The sequence below is a fragment of the Corynebacterium sp. HMSC074H12 genome (genome assembly GCF_001813755.1).
Lineage (GTDB): Bacteria > Actinomycetota > Actinomycetes > Mycobacteriales > Mycobacteriaceae > Corynebacterium > Corynebacterium hiratae.
In genome coordinates this window covers 1-16,175 of sequence record NZ_KV813906.1, presented here as the reverse complement: position 1 = coordinate 16,175, position 16,175 = coordinate 1, and the positions used below count along the sequence as shown (strand labels likewise).

The following is a 16,175-nucleotide window of genomic DNA, read 5'->3' as shown; positions in this document are numbered from 1 at the left end:
GACAAAATCAACGCACTCTAAAACCGGAAGGGCCGGGTTACCAGGTGCGCCTTGCGGGTTCCACGAGTTTGCGGCCGGATTTCCCGGTAAATGCGGCGAAGCATTACTTGATTTCTCGTGCTTACATCAATGATGAGCGGTTCAAATCCGACTACGAGAGCAGGCAGGCTGGTCTCGCATCCTGGCTTGCTGATGCGATCGAAAACGTTGCTGAGCGCAACGGAGTGGACCTGCAAGACCCTGAGTGGGAGTCAAAACGCGCCCATAGTTGCCGGCAAACCATAAATTTCGCCCGCGCGCACTGACTGTTTGCGATGTTATACTTGCGGAGGCCGCTCCTTCTCGCAGGCGTAGCTACTCTGATTTCACCAAGTCGAGGTGGATATGTTCGACAAAGTATTGAAGGCATTCAAACGGGCGTTCTCTATCGAAGCGCCAGCCCATGCTGGCTGGGCCAAGCCTATTCGCGTGGTGAACGTTGATAAGACGTTCACGCAGGACGGCAATTCAGTTATGCATGAAATTGTCACCTTTGACGTGGTCGCCTATTGCCACGACCTGCCACCGTACCGCACACGGTTACGACTGAAAGGTGGTCCCGGCGAGTTGGTAACCAAATCTGGGAAAGCTGCGATCAAGGAATGGCCGGTTGCGCGGGTTCGGCCAGACGTTGGCGACTTAACCACCGGTCCCAAGACTGAAAAACCCGCGAATTTCGGCACTGCTGACCACACGAAAGTCGGCACATTTAGGTCTGTCAAAGGCAAGCTAAGCTGAATCTAACTTGACGACGTGTCCTAATACGACTCCCCGACTGCCTCGGCGTAAAGCTTGAAGCTGAAAGTCACGTGCCCTCAGTAAGATTTCAGTAAGATAAAAGTATGACTTCGCATGCCATGCTGAACGCTGCTTATCCCCCATCTGAAGGCTTCTACTTCTCTGAGACCATCGAAGAAGACATCGCGCTCATGCTGTGCCATGGCGCCTCCTACGACGAGGTGTACACCTACTACACGCAAGACCCTGAGGGTGACCCGTGGCAGGATCGAGAAACGGACATCGACCCACAACCTGAGTCACTCGAAGAGCTGATCCGAATGGTCAGCGAGGAGTACAAGCGGGCCGTCCCACGTGATTCGGAGGACGCCACAAAAATCGCGAGCCTTGAAGACGCGTTCAAACAACGCAACCTCGCCTGGTCCTTTGACGAAGGCTGGGACAAAGGTGAAGCCGCACAGGATGGCGTAGAAAAAGCCCGCGACATCAACGCCGACGGCTACGCGTACTGCACCCTGCAAGACGTTGACGGGCTCATTCACACCGGCACGCTCTACATCGGCTATTCCTCCACAAGCGCGAAGGAAGAAGAAACCCGCACCATCGGCCACCGGGTGTGCGAAGTGCTTAAAGAACAAGGCCTTAACCCCACGTGGGACGGCAACACGGGAGCGCGCATCGTATGTTCGGGTCTGCGCTATCAGCTAGCGCTCGCTGACGACTTCCCAAGTCAGTAATCCCTGTAAGGATGGCGGGGCTTCCTTCGGAGGCCGCTCTGGCCGACCAGTCGAAACGGGTTCGGCGCGTGCCTGGTTTTTCTGAGCTTAGGGGGTTTCCAGGAGGAGGGTGATCTTGTGCAGGCCATCTTCACGAAAATCGAAGTGGATGTGGTGGTCGCCGATCTCGTAGCGCCGCCATGTATGGCTCTCGCAGCCGGTGGCTTCAGGCTCCCCGAAGGTGGAATCGGCTCGTTCTGGGGTGATGTCCGGTGCCACAAGGCCGTCAATGAGCGGCCGCGACCAGGAGCCCACATTCCATACATTTTCCGCGATGAATTGGAAGAAGATGGCTGTAAGGATCTCGTCATCGAAGCAAAATACCAGGCCCTTGCCCTTGAAGATCCAGTGGATGCCGGGGATTTCTTCGTCTTGCCAGACCGTGCACGCCGCGCCGGCATCGCTTGCTATCTGCGAGGCCTTTGGGCCGGCGATGGTGCATCCGAGGATCTCGTTGAAGGCCGCGATTGGTCCTGTGAGCGCACTCGCCATGATAGGGCTTCCCGTGTGATGAAAACGGTTTTCCGTACTTGTGTTCACAAGAATATAACCGCTCAGAGATTAGGCAGCTGCCCTTAAAGCGCAAGACTTCTCGAGCTATGGCCAAGGGCGGTTAGTCCCAGGGAGCCATTTCCGTCTCGTGTTTTGTCCGGATCGCTATTCTGCCGGGAAAGACCGAAGCCCACCCGCATGCGAGGGCAACGACAACACACGTGAAAAGTCTCCTCACTAGTTGAACCAATCAAGCGGCTAATTCGTAGTTCACGCGCGCTTGTATCAATCGTGGTGTGAAAGTTTCGAGGATGCACACACCCTCGTCAGTCAGGCCCTTGCCAAAGTGTTTCTTGGATACGTCGTCGGCGGCGCGCAGGATGAAGTCGACGATTTCGACTGGGGTGTAGACGATGCCAAGAGCTTCGGATTGCTTCTTGAAGGCCTTGCGGAAGAAGCGCTCGTAAAGCTCCTTGATGACCTGCTGCTTGCCGGAAGCAGAGTTCACCTCAGAAGCGCGGACGCGGACAGACTCGTAGAACTTCTCCAGGGACTCGGTCTCGGTATCGAGGTTTGCCTTGGACAAGGCCTTGACCATCTTCTCCATGACTTGGGCCACGGGGTTGTGGGTGATGAAGTCATGGTTCTCAAACAGCGCGTTGAAGACTGGTGCCGTAATGAGGTGCTGCGAGAGCATCGAGATGGCATCTTCTTCGCTGATGCCATCATTGAGGTTATTGCGCAGGCCTTCGACGAAGCTGTCGAATTCGGTGCGGAGGGAGCCATCGGCGCCGTCGAGAAGCGCCCTAATGCGGGTGATTTGGTTCTCCGCGATGGTAGCGACGTCGTCGGCCCAGTCTTCCCAGTAAGTGCGGGTGCCGACCTTGTCCACCAGCTTGGTGTAGATAGCTTCTTGCCACTGTTCCAGGGAGAACAAGGCAATCTGCTGGGTCACGGTCGAACTATCGGCTAGCGGCTCCGGGGACTTGGTTTCATCCGCTTCCTTGAGCTTCTCAGCGTCGCTCTTCTCGTCATCCCTTGGCACGTGGACGACGTCGATGGGCAGGTCTTCTTGTCCCGCTGTGCCGTTGAGCGCAATGGAGTTAATCTTCGCGTTGAAGCGGTCATCGTGGGCGCGTAGCGCGTTGAGGATCTGCCAGACCACCTTGAAGCGCTGGTTGTCGTTGAGCGCTTCGGCCGGGGAGACGTTGCTGGCCACGGCCACGGGCAGGATGATGTAGCCGTAGTCTTTGCCCTCAGACTTGCGCATGACACGGCCGACGGACTGGACCACGTCCACCATGGAGTTGCGAGGGTTGAAGAAGATGACGGCATCCAGGGCCGGGACGTCCACGCCTTCGGACAGGCAGCGGGCGTTGGTGAGCATGCGGGACTCGTGCTCACCTGCTGGGGACTCCAGCCACGAAAGCTTGGTGCCGCGCTCCATGGCGTTCATGCCGCCGTCCACGTGCTGGGCGGCGACGTGGAGGTCGACGTTGGTGAGGGAGACGTCGTTAAGCACTGCTTTTTCTTTGAGCAGTTCCTGGTGGGTACCGATGAGCGAGGGGTAGGTCTCCGCAATGAGTTGGGAGGTCTTGATGTCCTTGGCAAAGGCCACGGCGCGCTGCATGGGCTGGGCGTCCTCGTCGAAACCGCCCTTCTTGCCCTGCAATTCGCCGGAGCGCTTGGCCAGGCCGTTCCAGGCGCCAATCATGGCAGACGCCAGCGAAAGGTTGACCTGGTTGTTCTCACTGTGAGCCATGGCTTGGGCAGCCACGGATTCATCCACGGTCATGACAAGCACCTTGTAGTCCGTGAGCAGGCCCTTGTCCACGGCCTCACCGAAGCCGAGTCGGTAGAACTCCGGGCCGTAGATGGCTTCATCATCCATGGAGGCCAGTTCCGCGGAGTGTTCTTCGGCTTTGCCTTTGACGGCTTCGTCGTAGAGGCGCGGGGTGGCCGTCATATAAAGGCGCTTGGAAGCCTTGATGTAGTCGGCATCGTGAACGCGGACGAAGTTGCTGGCGTCCTCACCGGCCAAGGTGATACCGGTGGTGCGGTGGGCTTCATCGCAGATAACGAGATCGAAATCATCGAGGCCCACCTGCTGGGCCTCATGCACCGCCTGGATGGACTGGTAGGTGGAGAAGACGATGTTGAGGCCCTTGGCACGCTTGCCGGATTCAAAGCGTGTGGTGATGTCCTTGCCCTCGGTAGAAACGGGAACCTCAAGGTCATAGACAGCGATGTCCTCGGCCTTCTTGGAGACCTTGCTATCGGAGCACACCGCGAAGGCACGCATATCGAGGCGGCCCTGGGCGATCCATTCCTTCAGGGTTTGGGAGAGCAAGGAAATAGACGGCACGAGGAAGAGGATGCGGGCTTTGCCGCCGTTGTCCTCAGCGACGCGCTCCGCAAGGCGCAGGGCGGTAAAGGTTTTGCCGGTACCGCACGCCATGATGAGCTTGCCGCGGTCATGGGTCTTGAAGCCTTCAATGGCTTTGTCGATCGCCGCCTGCTGGTGCGGGCGGGGCTCAAACGTCTCACGTTGGGAGAGGTTGATCTGGATGGTCTTATCGCGCACCTCCGAGCCGGGGAAGGCCACGTCCCAGTTGATGGGTGACTCCGCGATGGCGGAGATGCCAATGCGGCTGGTCGGAATAATCTGGTTGGCCAGGGCGTCCTCCGCGTGGGAAGACCAGTGGTCCGTGGTGGAGATGATCAGGCGGCTGCCGAAGTGCTGGCGGCCTTCTTCCGTTTCGAAGGAATGCCCAGAGGCCTCGAAGAAGGAATCCAGGTGGGACTTCTGGATGCGCGCCTTGGAGTCATAGAACTTGCACTGGATGGCGGTCCACGTGCCGTCATCCACCCGGCGGGCCACCAGGTCAATGCCGGTATCCGCCTTACCACCGTTGTAGCGCCAATCCGTCCAGCGGCAGACCTCGTCGAACTGGTTCTTCAAGGTCGGGTCGGTCTTGAAATAGTTGACCATCAGCTTCTCAAAGGCAATGCCATACTTTGCCTTTGGTTGGTTTTCACGCAGCTGTTCTAGGACCTCAGAGAACTTCGACATGACAACATTGTGCCTGACGGGCTATCGGCTCCGTGGCACAACACCAAAGATTGCGAAACGCGTTTGCTCGCCTTTGTCTTTGGGCCTCGGTACTGGCCGGGAGCTGTTGTGTCTACACCGACCGAGCGCGGCGGATAATCTCCGGAAGTTCCTTGATAACCACGTCGATGTCTTCTTCAGTGGTCATTCGTCCCAGGCTGAAGCGCAGGCTGCCGCGGCCGTGTTCTTCGTCAACGCCCATGGCTTCGAGCACGTGGGACATGCGGTTAACGCCCGCGTGGCAAGCAGAGCCGGCGGAGGCTTCGATCCCGGCGGCGTCGAGAAGCATGATGAGGCTGTCACCATCCGTACCCGGGAAGGACACGTGCAGGTGGGAGGCCAAGGTGGGCTCGGTGGAGTTGATGATGACGTTGTCGATGCTGTCCTCAATGCCGGCCTTGAGCTTGTCGCGGAGTGCCGTCAGGCGGGTGTCTTCCTGCTCCATTTCCGCGACGGACTCGCGCAGGGCCGCGGCGAGCGCGCTCGCACTCGCGACGTCGACGGTGCCGGGACGGATGCCGCGCTCCTGGCCGCCGCCGAAGGCGATGGGTTGAGGCGCCGGGGTACGGCGTGCGAGCAGCAAGCCAATGCCGCGGGGCCCGCCGAACTTGTGGGCGCTGGCAGCGAGTGTGGTGGCACCCAGCTCATGGAAGTTGATGGGTAGCTTGCCGGCGACCTGCACGGCATCGATGTGCACTGGGGTGTTCTGCGCGGCGGCGCGCTGAGTGATGTCCGCGACCGGCTGTATAGCGCCGGTCTCGTTGTTAGCCCACATGCAGGTGGCAACCGCGGCCGGGGTATCCAGGGCGCTTAAGTCGCTGATGTGGCCGGTGGAATCGACCGGCAGCAGATCCACGGTGGCGCCATGCTCAGCGCGGAGCTTCTCCACGGTCTCCAGGACGGCGGGGTGCTCGATGGGGGTCGAGATGATGCGCTTCTCCGCCTCCGGTGCTGCGCTTTGCGCAGCACGGAAAAGACCCTGGATGGCAATGTTATCCGCCTCCGTGCCGGAGGAGGTGAAGACTACCTCGATGGGTTCGCAGCCCAGCAGCTCGGCGACGGTCTCGCGGGCGTCGTCCAGCACGGAGCGTGCCTTACGCCCGGAGCCATAGGCCGAGCCGGGGTTGAGGGACCCGGCGGCGTCGACCCATGCGTCGATGGCGCACTGGCGCATGGGTTGGGTAGCTGCGTAATCGAGGTAGCGAGGCATTAGTTGCCGGCCCCCTTGCGGGACTCAAGCTCGGAGACCAGCGCCGGGGCGATCTCGTGGAGGTCGCCCACCACACCGAGGTCGGCGATCTGGAAGAAAGGCTCGTCCTGATCCTGGTTAACCACGACGATAGTCTCCGAGGTCTGCATGCCTGAGGTGTGCTGGATGGCGCCGGAGATGCCGAGGCCGATGTAGAGCTTCGGGGAGACGGTCACGCCGGTCTGGCCCACCTGGTGGGCCGGGTCGTAGAAACCTTCGTCCACGGCGTCGCGGGTGGCGCCGACGGCGCCACCGAGGACGTCGGCAAGCGGCTCCACCACGTCGGCGAACTTATCGCCCACGCCGCGGCCACCGGCGACGACGACCTTCGCGGAGGTCAGCTCCGGACGGGCGGTCTTCTCTGCCGGAGTGAAGGAGGTGACGGTGACGTCCTTCACGGTGGCGGCGGGCAGCTCGAAGGGAGCGGGTGCCGCGGTGACCGGCTGGGGTTCGGCAGCCACGGAGCCAGGGCGCAGAGTGTAAACCACGGAACCAGTGGCCGTGGAGGAGGTCTCGTAGGAGCCGCCGAAGATGGTGTGGTGCGCGGAGCCATCAGCATTGATGCCGTCGACGTTGACCAGGGCGCCCGAGCCCAGGCGGGCGGCGAGGCGGCCGGCGATCTCGTTGTTAGTCGGAGTCGCAGCCAGCACGATGGGCGCCGGGTTATTGGCGGCCAGGGCGTGGAGGGCGTCGACCTCCGGGGTGACGATGCGCTGCTCATAGTCCGCGGCGGTCGCCTGCACTACCTGGGCTGCACCGAAATTACCCAACTCGGCATCGAAGGAGGCGGCGGTAGCGGCATCCTTCGCCACGACGACGGCGGAGACGGTACCAAGTGCGCGGGCGGCGGTGATGAGCTCACCAGTGACGGGGCTCAGCTGCTCTGCTTCGTGCTCAACTAGGACATAAACGTGAGACATAATTTTTCTCCTTTAACCCTCGATGAGATTCTTGGCGGCCAGGAAGTCCGCGACCTTGGCGGCAGCCACGGCCGGATCAGTATCCGTGATGACCTCACCGGCGGTACGGGCCGGGCGCTGCGCGGAGGCGGTAACCGTGGTGGTGGACGGCACGCCGTCGATGCCCAGATCCGCCACGGCGAGCGTGGTGACCTCGGCCTTCTTGGCGGCCATCAGGCCCTTGAAGTTGGGGAAGCGCGGCTTGTCGGCCTTGTCGGTAAAGGACAGGATGGCCGGCAGGTTGGCGCTGAGTTCCCAGTGGCCGTGGACATCCTCACGGGTACCGGTGGCAGTGGCACCGGCCAGGGAGGCTGCCTTGAGCTCAGTGAGCGCGGGCAGCTGGCGGTACTCGGCCAGCAGGCCGGCGATAAGCCCGGTGGAGGCATCCGAGGAGTTATTGCCCAGGGTGATGACCTGGACCTCGCCGAACTTCTCGGCCACCTTGTCGATGGCGGCGTTAAGAACCCAGGCGGTGGCCAGGGCGTCGGCGCCGGCGAGGGCGTCGTCGACAACGTGCACGGCGTGGTCCGCGCCCATGGCCAGGGCCTTGCGCAGAGCCTCATCGGCAGCGGCCGGGCCCATGGTAAGCGCCACGACCTCATAGCCGGCGTCGGCGTTATCGTCGCGCAAGCGCAGTGCCTGCTCGACGGAGTACTCGTTGACCTCATCGATGACGTTATCCACCGAGGTACGGTCCAACGTGTGGTCCGCCTCGAGGGTCTTGGTTGACCACGTATCCGGTACGTGCTTGACCAGAGCCACAATGACTGGCATGTGGGCACTTCCCCTTCCGTAAATTTTGAAACTATTAGGGTGCGTAATTACCTTCGGTCGATACTACTCGCGGTCCGCACAACACCGCGACTCCCTTCGTTCCAATGCGCGTGACCACGAGTGTCTTGGCAGTGGAGCCTTTGAGCTTGAGCTTCTTGCGCAGCTGGTCCGGGTTCACGTCTTGCCCGCGTACCAGGATTTCCAGCGAGCCGACGTCGTGGGCCGCCATGGCCGCTTTTAGCTTCTTCATGGGGACCATCTCGATGAATTCAAATCCGGACGTGCCTTGAGGCAGGCGGTCACCAGTGAGATAGGCAATGCGCGGGTCCAGCTGGTGCAAGCCTTCCCGCGCGGCGTAGTGGCGCACCAGTCCGGCGCGCACGATGGCGCCGTCGGGGTCGATAAGGAAGCGCCCGATGGGTCCAGCCTCAGGTAGCTCGTCGTCGTCGAGGTCGTCGTCGATGACGTCCGTGTGTATTCCTTCGGGCGTGGTATTGAGGACCACTGCCCTCTTCCCCATTCCCAGGCCCGGGGTATACAGGCAGGTTTCCTTCACCCCTCCGTCAAGGCTCACCGCGCAGGCTAGGCCTTCCCATTCGGAGTGGTCGATGCCGGGGGCGCACTTGATGGCCATCTCGCCGTGGGTGGCCAGTAGATCTGCTGGCGGGGGCAGGAGCTGGTCCAAGCGCGTAATACGGTTGCCACCGCGACGTCGGGCAGGATCGGCGATGCAGACCTGGGCTGTGGTTGTGGTGGTTAGTGCATCGGCACGGAACACTGGGTGCTCAATGTTGTGGTGCGCCATGGCCACGCGTGAGGCGTCTAGGTCACTGCCCACATACGTGCCCGGGCGATAGGACTGTCCCTCGGTGCCGATGGAGCAGGTGAGGTCGTGGACGAAGTCCACGTTGCGTTCCTGAAGGAAGTGCGCGCGATAGGCGGCGACCGCAGGTGGGGTGGCCTGCTGGGCGGAGTCGTGGTCCATGAGCCACTGCCCCGGCAGCTTTCCGGAGCTGCGGGCTTGGATCAGCTCGGCTACGGCGCGGCCATAATTACCGAATTGGGCCTGCAGCTTGGCGACGTCCCGCAGGTGCGCCTTCTTAGTGCCCTCAAGGCCTGCTGCGGCGGCGTCGATCGCAGCGGCATTCTCGCGTAGGAAGGCAACTTCGTCCAGGGTGTAGCTCATGCAGGATTCTTCTGTATCGGTTGATGCCGGCCGAGGCCGACTTAAATGCGGTCGACGGGGAAAGTGGTGAAGTATTCGCGGTAGCGCTCATCATCGCGCGGGTCGCCGATAATCGGACGCAGGTCGGAGAAGGAGGCATCATCTAAGACCTCTTTGACCGTGGCATAGGAGGTCAAACGCTTGAGCTGCGCCCACGTCGGGATGGCTAGGCGCACCAACCCGGCGCGCCAGCCATCAAGGACCAGTTGCGGGTCGAACCAGCCGGCGTCGTCGGCTTCGCCTGTATCCCCATCGGGTTCTTGGCCCTCGGGCAGTACACCGATGAAGAAGAAGGTGTCGAACCAGTGGTTGTTGTCTTCCCCGGCCCAGCGGGACCAAGGCAAGAGCATGTCGGCGTCGACACGCATGCCGTTGTGCTCAAGGAAGTCGGTGAAGGAAATCTCGTGGGTTTCTAGCAGCTCGCGCTCGCGGTGGTAGCGAGAGGCGTCGGAAACCAAACCATCATCGCGGATGGCTAACAGCGTGCCGGCCTCCTCGAAAAGCTCCCGGGCGGCCGCGAAGACAAGGGCGTGTGCCTTGTACTTGGTCACGCCCATTCGCCGTGCCATGGAGACCACCGAGCTGCCCGCCCATAGTTCGCCGGAGTCCCAAGAACGCGGTGGGAAATCGCGTGGGTCTACCCCGCCGCCGGGAAAAACAACGTGACCAGGGTAGTTGCGCATGGTGTGCACGCGTTCTTGGATCCACACGCGCAGCCCCTCAGTCGTATCGCGCAACAGGAGGACGGTCGCGGCCAGACGTGCCCCGTTAAAGCCCGTTGTTTCGCCAGGGTCGATGGCGTCAAGGCTGTCGTGGATGGACTGACTCATGCAACTTTCCGTGTCTGCAGGCTGGGGGGGCAGAATTCGAGAGGTATACGTCGAGGGTGTGTACTGAGAGATATGTACTAGGGGTTAGCGGACTCGTCGGGCGAAGTACCTCTCCCCGATGCGATCCACCTGGATAGGTTGGTGGAAGGCCTTGGAAAGGTTTTCCGACGTCAGGACAGAGTTAATGAGTCCTTTGGCCACGACCTTACCCTCATCCAGGAGCATCGCATGGGTAAATCCGTAAGGGATTTCCTCCACGTGGTGGGTAATCATGACAATCGCCGGGGCATCCGCATCGAGTGCTAGGTCCCCCAAGTAGCCCACGAGGTCCTCACGGCCGCCCAAGTCCATGCCCGCGGAGGGCTCATCCAGGATGAGCAGCTCCGGGTTAGCCATGAGCGCGCGGGCGAGGATGACGCGCTTCTTTTCTCCCTCGGAGAGCGTGCCCCAGGTCCGCTCTGCAAGGTGTGCGGCGCCGACTTGTTCCAAGATCTCGTCGGCACGGGAGAAGTCCATGTCTTGGTAGTCCTCACGCCAGCGGCCGAGGACCGCATAGCCAGCAGACACGACGAGATCATCCACGCGCTCGTTGTCCGGGATGCGGTGCTGGACGGCAGCGGAAGAGATGCCAATGGCGGCGCGCAGATCGCGCATATCCGTTTTGCCCAGGCGCTCACCCATGAGGAAAGCCACGCCAGCGGACGGGAATTCTTCGGCGGCGGCCATGCGCACCAGGGAGGTCTTGCCCGCGCCATTGGGGCCGATGATGACCCAACGCTCATCGAGCTCCACCTGCCAGTCGACGGGCCCGACCAGCGTGCGCCCGCCGCGTCGTAGCTCGACGCCGCGGAAGTCAATCAACCAATCCTCGTCGGTTTCCATCAGTTCAGGGTCTTGCTGGCTCAATTGCTCTGGAGTGTTCACACGCACCATTGTGGCCGATATCCTCCTTCCCCGGTGAAACTGACACAGCTGCATTATTCTATGGGCATGACTCAACGCCTTGGTATCGACGATGTCCGCCCCTCCCTCTCCGGTAATGCCGCCTCGAAGGCCGTAGTCGGAGAGGTTGTTCCTGTCACCGCGCTGGTGTGGCGCGAGGGCCACGATGCCGTCGCCGCGACGCTGTCGGTGTGGAACACCGAATCCCCGTCCACCTCCGCCGTGACCATGACCGTGGACCCGGAAGACCAGGACCGAGTCCACGGGGTGTTTACTCCGGCGACTCCCGGGCGTTGGTTCTTCCGCATCGATGCCTGGTCGGATCCGATGTCCACGTGGCGCAACGCGGTGATCAAGAAGATGGAGGCGGGGCAATCCGCACAGGAGCTCAGCAACGATCTGTTGCACGGCGCCGAGCTCTTCGAGGAGGCGGCCATCCAGTGCCCGAGCGATAAGGCGGAGCTGCTCTTTCAGGCGTCGAAAGAGCTCAAGGATGACACGGTGGACGTCGACAAGCGCGTGCGTACCGCGCTCTCCGAGGAGGTCGCCGAGATCCTCCACCACCACCCGCTGCGCCACCTGCTGGTCGAAGGAGACATCCACGAGGTCCTGGTAGAGCGCCGCGATGCCCTCTACAACTCCTGGTACGAGCTCTTCCCGCGCTCGACCGGCGGGTGGGATGACGAGGGCAACCCCGTGCACGGCACGTTTAAGACCACAGCGCAGGCACTGGAGCGCGTGGCTGCCATGGGGTTCGACACCGTCTACTTCCCTCCCATCCACCCCATTGGCGAAGTGCACCGCAAGGGCCGCAACAACTCGGTGGTGGCTGAGCCTGGTGATGTGGGCTCGCCCTGGGCTATTCAGGACCACTCCACCACGCACCCGAAGCTGGGCACGATGGAGGACTTTAAGGAGCTGGTCAAGAAGGCCGCCGACTTGGGCCTGGAGGTAGCGCTGGACCTAGCGCTGCAGGCCTCCCCAGACCACCCATGGGCCAAGACCAACCCGGAATTTTTCACGGTGTTGGCCGATGGCACTATCGCCTACGCGGAGAACCCGCCGAAGAAGTACCAGGACATCTATCCGCTCAATTTCGATAACGACCCAGACGCCATTTACGCGGAGATCTACCGCATCGTCATGATTTGGGTGGAGGCTGGTGTCACCACATTCCGCGTGGATAACCCGCACACCAAGCCGACCAACTTTTGGAACTGGCTGATCTCCAAGGTGCACATCACCCACCCGGAGGTCATCTTCCTCTCCGAGGCCTTTACCCGCGCCCCGCGTCTGTTCGGTCTGGCCAAGGCAGGATTTACGCAGTCCTATACCTACTTCACGTGGCAGACCTCCAAGCACGAGCTCACCGAATTCGCGCAGATGCACGTGGAGCAAGCCGATATCTGCCGGCCCAACCTCTTTGTCAATACCCCGGATATCCTCCACGAGTCCCTGCAGACCGGCGGGCGCGCCATGTTCGCCATCCGCGCCACCCTGGCGGCCACGCTCTCCCCGCTGTGGGGCGTGTACTCCGGCTTCGAGCTCTACGAGCACCAGGCCGTCAAGCCCGGCAGCGAGGAGTACCTCGATTCTGAGAAGTACGAGCTGCGCCCGCGTGACTTCCAGGCAGCGCTGAAGTCCGGGGATTCCCTGGAATCCTATATTCGCCTACTCAACGTCATCCGCCGCGGAAACCCGGCCCTCCAGCAGCTGCGCACGCTACGCTTCCACAACACGGATAACGAGGCCATCATTGCCTACTCCAAGGCCGATCCCGCTACCGGCAACGTGGTGCTCGTGGTGGTCAACCTGGATCCGCGCAATGCACAGGAGGCCACAGTCTTCCTGGATCTTGCCGCCGTGGGCCGCCACCCGGGCGATCACTTCACGGTGCAGGACACCATCAGTGGAGCTGCCTACGAGTGGTCCGACCGTAACTTCGTGCGCCTGGAACCGCTGCGTGACGTCGCCCACATCTTCATCCTCCCGCCGGCCCACCATGACCTGCAGGAACGCATAGCGTGGCGCCGGGTGAACGACTACCGCGCCTAAGCTTTAAAGCCGCTGAAACCCCGCGCTGAACCCGTACCCCTTCATAGGTAGTGGCGGGGTTTTGTCGTGCCCAGAGCCACTGCCGTGGCCATGCTGCAAGGCTGCAGCAACGCGAAAACAGTCCGGCTACGGCGGATATTCCGAAGGATATTTTGGCAACCGGTTACGAACCGGTTACACGCAAAAAACAATCGGTTCATAACCGATTTTTTACCGTCTGAGCTGCAGCGATGACGGATTTGATGTGTCAGAGCTGATTTTCAGCGCTGACACCGTAAACACTGTATAAGGGGGTGCGACGCCAGGACTTTTTCTAAAAGTCCTATTTTCACTGTGTGAGCAGGGAAAATGCACCGCTTACATACCGGCGTCGATTTTCGCGCCGAAAATGCGCACCGCTTCATAACCGGTACATTTTTAATGTGACGGTTATGTCGGGCTTCGTCAGAAGCCTCTGGCAGGGTCGAACGGGGCGAATAGCGCCGTGAAGACGCTGCCCTGCTACGGGACCAAGGAGATCGCCACAGCGTATCTTCGCAGGTCACGTAGCCTTTTCACACAAGGCGAAGCGTGGCAGAACCGACCGAGTAGGGAGGTTTTGACCGCTTCGCTATTGCCCGCTGCAGGCGCCCCCGTGAGACCTCAGTTATCCGAGCTTGCGAGGGGGTTAGACTGAGGTCTTTAGGGGGCTAAAGAACTTCAATTTTCTGGGGTAGAATCGTTTGGGACGGCGTAGCTAAGGGACCCGAACGATTCTTAGGGGACCCAGGAAATTGAAGTTCGTCATGTGTGCGCGTACATGGAGGGGCGTTAGCAGAGGCTCCGTGTACGCGCACACATCTACAGGAGGTACACGATATGTCGGAGACATCTACAGCGCAGAAGGGACGCGCAGCGTTCAATCTGCGTCATCTCCGCCGTGATAATTGCGGCGGAGACACGCGGGGAGACCGTAAGCGTCTCCTCCGCGAATGCATGAGGGAACTCGATCAGAGAGACCTCATGCACCAGGCCGCGATGAATAGCAACATCGTCGTCGCGGACGCTCATCTGAACGTACCGTTTGTCAACAACGGCAACGGTACGTTCAGGCGTGCAACGTCTGTAGAGGAAGTCCTTGAGTACCAGGACGCCCGTATGGACGGAGTGCGCGTACAGAAGAACAGTTTCGAAACGTCATTGTTCGTCGTACATCTGCCGAAGTCGATGTGTGTAGAGGTCCCCGACTTCTACACCAGCACTGTGGACGGCCGTGAGGTGAAGCGCGCACGGCTTGTCGCACGGGACTACGACGAAGCGAAGGAGTACCTCGAAGAGTCGATGCGCTGGCTCGCCGAGAACTTCATCCCCGGCGGCATCGATGCCGTAGCCGGTGGGGATATGAACTTCGACGAATCAACGCCACACATCCAGTTCCAGGCTGATACGTTCTCGCCGAAGCCGGATGATCCCGACAAGCTCCGCTGCCGGCCCGGCATCGCGTACAACACTGATGAGTCGGTGCGGTACATATCTGGCCCGAAGAAGGGCAAACAGATTAGTGGGAACCAGAAGTTCATCGACGCACAGCGCGGACTCCGCGAGCACATGTACGCGCTTGGCTACCCGGTGGAGCTGGATGTGTCTGAACGGCACGATGAGTCACTCAGTCCTGACCGCTATGCGGAGCAGCAGGACCGGGAGCGTGACCTCGCGAACCGCGAGGACGAGGTGGAAGTCAAGAAGCGCTCCGTACAGCGAGACATGGACGCGATTGACCGTGACCGCGAGCAAGCAGCAAGAGAACTGGAGCAGGCGCAGCAGGCCCGTGAAGAAGCCCAGCGTGTACAGGAGGGTGCTGAACAGCAGGCTCGCGAGGTTGCAGAGCGTGTGCTCAAAGAAGCACGCGAGAAGGCTGAGCAGGACGCCGAGCAGATCCGTAGCGATGCACACAAGGGTGCCGAGAAAGAGGCTGAGCAGACGGTAGGGCTGGCCGAAGCTCAAGCAGATGAGCTGCTGGACCGTGCCAAGGAGGCCGAGAGCGCTGCAGAAGCGAAGCTCAAGCGTGCGGAACAGGACGCAGAGAGCATCCGTACCTCAGCACGCAAGGAAGCCGAGCGGGACGCAGAGAGCATCCGCACCGAGGCCACGCAGGACGCTAAAAACACTCGTAGCGAAGCACAACGTGATGCTGTGGCCATCCGCAGCGAGGCCACGCGTGAGCGTGAGCAGGTTACTAGCGAACGTGCAGCGCTGGACCGGGAACGTGAAGCCTTTGATGTGGAGAAACGTGCGTTCACCGAGAGTCTCGAAGCGCGCCGCGCAGCCGCTGAGGAGGAAGCAAAAATCATCATTGAGGAGGCAGTCGAGTCCCTGCAGGATATTTCCAACGTAGATCAGGATTTCTTGCAGGTCGAACTTGATCGTGACCCGGAGATGAAGCAGCGGTATCGCGAGACGGTCATCGACCGTACTCGGCGGGAAAGCGCTGCAGCCCGTCTTCGTGCGCAGGAACGCATCAAACAGCGCCGACAGCAGCAACAGCAGCGTGACCGTGATGGCGGTATGGAGCTGTAGGGACCCGCTACACGCCCTGTATGGTCCTGTAGCGGCCTAACAGGGTGTCGCCGGGCCAGTGCCCAACGACAGCGCTAAAACCGCTCTAATTCAGCGAAAATCGGAGAATTAGAGCGGTTGTTTTGTGTAGCGGTAATCCTGTAGTGCAGTGAAATGACATGTGTAATAGCGCGTCTGCTGTGCTATTGAAGAGGTACTGAAACAACGCATCTACAGTGCTGTTCAATGGACAGTAGATGAGCACGTAGAAAGTGCAGTAAAAGTGCCCGCAGAGGGTGCTGCAGAATTACAGTGTCATTTAAATGGTCAATAAACGTGCTAATGAAATGACGCGCAATTTAACTGCGCAGTAAATGTGCCAATGAAATGGTGTGTCATTAAACGTGTCAGTTAAGTGTGTTCAGAAGACTGAAATGGTAGCGGTGTGG

12 protein-coding genes and 1 pseudogene are annotated in these 16,175 nt (G+C 60.6%); 5 read left to right on the top strand and 8 right to left on the bottom strand.

Annotation, left to right across the window (positions count from 1 at the left end; translation table 11 throughout):
- From HMPREF2932_RS13420 to HMPREF2932_RS07000, 3 genes are all read left to right on the top strand, one after another.
- Positions 1 to 305, top strand: a 305-nt coding sequence (locus HMPREF2932_RS13420) for a TipAS antibiotic-recognition domain-containing protein (RefSeq protein ID WP_210397770.1), incomplete at its 5' end; no start/stop codon positions are given.
- 79 nt (positions 306 to 384) lie between these two features.
- Positions 385 to 777, top strand: coding sequence for a hypothetical protein (locus tag HMPREF2932_RS07005; protein WP_049154937.1), 393 nt, complete (start codon positions 385 to 387; stop codon positions 775 to 777).
- A 104-nt stretch (positions 778 to 881) separates the two neighbouring features.
- A complete protein-coding gene (locus tag HMPREF2932_RS07000; protein WP_049154936.1) occupies positions 882 to 1,514 on the top strand; it encodes a DUF6891 domain-containing protein in 633 nt (210 codons plus the stop codon).
- Between the two features lie 87 nt (positions 1,515 to 1,601).
- On the opposite strand, the gene HMPREF2932_RS06995 is transcribed toward HMPREF2932_RS07000, so the two are convergent.
- The 8 genes and pseudogenes from HMPREF2932_RS06995 to HMPREF2932_RS06960 form a co-directional block, all read right to left on the bottom strand.
- Positions 1,602 to 2,045: a hypothetical protein gene (locus HMPREF2932_RS06995; protein ID WP_049154934.1), complete on the bottom strand. Its 444-nt coding sequence runs from the start codon at positions 2,043 to 2,045 to the stop codon at positions 1,602 to 1,604.
- 277 nt (positions 2,046 to 2,322) lie between these two features.
- Positions 2,323 to 5,118, bottom strand: a pseudogene (locus HMPREF2932_RS06990) (DEAD/DEAH box helicase family protein); the annotation flags it as partial.
- Positions 5,119 to 5,230: 112 nt separating this feature from the next.
- Positions 5,231 to 6,367 carry a cysteine desulfurase family protein gene (locus HMPREF2932_RS06985; RefSeq protein ID WP_070821226.1) on the bottom strand — a complete coding sequence of 379 codons (1,137 nt, stop codon included), beginning with the start codon at positions 6,365 to 6,367 and terminating at the stop codon, positions 5,231 to 5,233.
- Positions 6,367 to 7,326, bottom strand: coding sequence for an electron transfer flavoprotein subunit alpha/FixB family protein (locus HMPREF2932_RS06980; RefSeq protein WP_070511595.1), 960 nt, complete (start codon positions 7,324 to 7,326; stop codon positions 6,367 to 6,369). The genes HMPREF2932_RS06985 and HMPREF2932_RS06980 overlap by 1 nt, the downstream gene beginning before the upstream one ends.
- A gap of 12 nt (positions 7,327 to 7,338) precedes the next feature.
- Positions 7,339 to 8,139, bottom strand: coding sequence for an electron transfer flavoprotein subunit beta/FixA family protein (locus tag HMPREF2932_RS06975; protein WP_071409891.1), 801 nt, complete (start codon positions 8,137 to 8,139; stop codon positions 7,339 to 7,341).
- 34 nt (positions 8,140 to 8,173) lie between these two features.
- The gene (locus HMPREF2932_RS06970; protein WP_071409890.1) at positions 8,174 to 9,325 is read right to left on the bottom strand and encodes a THUMP-like domain-containing protein; all 1,152 of its coding nucleotides are present in this window, start codon (positions 9,323 to 9,325) and stop codon (positions 8,174 to 8,176) included.
- 41 nt (positions 9,326 to 9,366) lie between these two features.
- Complete coding sequence (locus HMPREF2932_RS06965; RefSeq protein WP_071409889.1) at positions 9,367 to 10,194, bottom strand: NUDIX hydrolase; 828 nt, start codon at positions 10,192 to 10,194, stop codon at positions 9,367 to 9,369.
- 84 nt (positions 10,195 to 10,278) lie between these two features.
- Entirely contained in the window at positions 10,279 to 11,127 is an 849-nt protein-coding gene (locus HMPREF2932_RS06960; RefSeq protein ID WP_046648947.1) for an ABC transporter ATP-binding protein, read from the bottom strand.
- Positions 11,128 to 11,184: 57 nt separating this feature from the next.
- Between HMPREF2932_RS06960 and HMPREF2932_RS06955 the strand changes: the two genes are divergently transcribed.
- Positions 11,185 to 13,191: a maltotransferase domain-containing protein gene (locus HMPREF2932_RS06955; RefSeq protein ID WP_071409892.1), complete on the top strand. Its 2,007-nt coding sequence runs from the start codon at positions 11,185 to 11,187 to the stop codon at positions 13,189 to 13,191.
- A 975-nt stretch (positions 13,192 to 14,166) separates the two neighbouring features.
- The gene (locus tag HMPREF2932_RS06945) at positions 14,167 to 15,747 is read left to right on the top strand and encodes a hypothetical protein (protein WP_210397768.1); all 1,581 of its coding nucleotides are present in this window, start codon (positions 14,167 to 14,169) and stop codon (positions 15,745 to 15,747) included.
- The last annotated feature ends 428 nt before the right edge of the window (positions 15,748 to 16,175 follow it).

What these genes read in the sequence shown, in the direction of transcription:
- HMPREF2932_RS06980 (WP_070511595.1), bottom strand. Translation starts at nt 7,326, where the DNA reads ATGTCTCACGTTTATGTCCTAGTTGAGCACGAAGCAGAGCAGCTGAGC.
- HMPREF2932_RS06945 (WP_210397768.1), top strand. Translation starts at nt 14,167, where the DNA reads ATGAGGGAACTCGATCAGAGAGACCTCATGCACCAGGCCGCGATGAAT.
- HMPREF2932_RS06960 (WP_046648947.1), bottom strand. Translation starts at nt 11,127, where the DNA reads ATGGTGCGTGTGAACACTCCAGAGCAATTGAGCCAGCAAGACCCTGAA.
- HMPREF2932_RS06965 (WP_071409889.1), bottom strand. Translation starts at nt 10,194, where the DNA reads ATGAGTCAGTCCATCCACGACAGCCTTGACGCCATCGACCCTGGCGAA.
- HMPREF2932_RS06985 (WP_070821226.1), bottom strand. Translation starts at nt 6,367, where the DNA reads ATGCCTCGCTACCTCGATTACGCAGCTACCCAACCCATGCGCCAGTGC.
- HMPREF2932_RS06995 (WP_049154934.1), bottom strand. Translation starts at nt 2,045, where the DNA reads ATGGCGAGTGCGCTCACAGGACCAATCGCGGCCTTCAACGAGATCCTC.
- HMPREF2932_RS06955 (WP_071409892.1), top strand. Translation starts at nt 11,185, where the DNA reads ATGACTCAACGCCTTGGTATCGACGATGTCCGCCCCTCCCTCTCCGGT.
- HMPREF2932_RS06970 (WP_071409890.1), bottom strand. Translation starts at nt 9,325, where the DNA reads ATGAGCTACACCCTGGACGAAGTTGCCTTCCTACGCGAGAATGCCGCT.
- HMPREF2932_RS07005 (WP_049154937.1), top strand. Translation starts at nt 385, where the DNA reads ATGTTCGACAAAGTATTGAAGGCATTCAAACGGGCGTTCTCTATCGAA.
- HMPREF2932_RS06975 (WP_071409891.1), bottom strand. Translation starts at nt 8,139, where the DNA reads ATGCCAGTCATTGTGGCTCTGGTCAAGCACGTACCGGATACGTGGTCA.
- HMPREF2932_RS07000 (WP_049154936.1), top strand. Translation starts at nt 882, where the DNA reads ATGACTTCGCATGCCATGCTGAACGCTGCTTATCCCCCATCTGAAGGC.